At 64.8% G+C, this 563-nt stretch carries 1 protein-coding gene; it reads right to left on the bottom strand.

Going from position 1 to position 563, the window contains the following annotated elements:
* Window positions 1–37: 37 nt before the first annotated feature.
* Window positions 38–563, bottom strand: a 526-nt coding sequence (locus tag ABEB28_RS42865; protein ID WP_345734055.1) for a transposase, incomplete at its 5' end; no start/stop codon positions are given.

Genomic DNA, 563 nt, shown 5'->3' with positions numbered 1-563 from the left:
GGGACTGTCTCGCCAACGGTGTTTCCGGCGGGGTTGATCAGTAGGTCTCGGCGGCCGGGAATCGGTCACCGAAGGTGATGGCGAAGGCGTTCAACGCAGGTTTCCAGCGCATCGCCCACCTCGCCCTGCCGGTCCCGGTCGGATCCAAGGATCGGGTGACCAGGTAGAGGCACTTTAACGCGGCCTGCTCGGTGGGGAAGTGCCCGCGGGCTTTGATCGCCCGCCGGTAGCGGGCATTCAACGACTCGATCGCGTTCGTGGAACACAGCACGGTGCGGATCTCGACGTCGTAGTCGAGGAACGGGATGAACTCCTCCCAGGCGTTGTCCCAGAGCCTGATCAGCGCGGGATACTTCCGGCCCCATTTCTCGGCCAGTTCGTCGAACGCCGCCCTGGCGGCGGTGGCGTTGACCGCGGTGTAGATGGGCTTGATGTCGCGTTTGAGTTCGTCCCAGTACTGGCGGGCCGCCAGCCGGAACGTGTTGCGGATCAGGTGGACGATGCAGGTCTGCACGATCGTCTGCGGCCAGACGTTCGTCACGACGTCCGGCAGGCCCTTCAGC

Origin of the sequence: Cryptosporangium minutisporangium, from assembly GCF_039536245.1 — a bacterium.
In the GTDB taxonomy this organism is placed as follows: Bacteria; Actinomycetota; Actinomycetes; order Mycobacteriales; family Cryptosporangiaceae; genus Cryptosporangium; species Cryptosporangium minutisporangium.
Note: the sequence above shows the minus strand (reverse complement) of the source record. Positions and strands in the feature narration are given on the sequence as shown.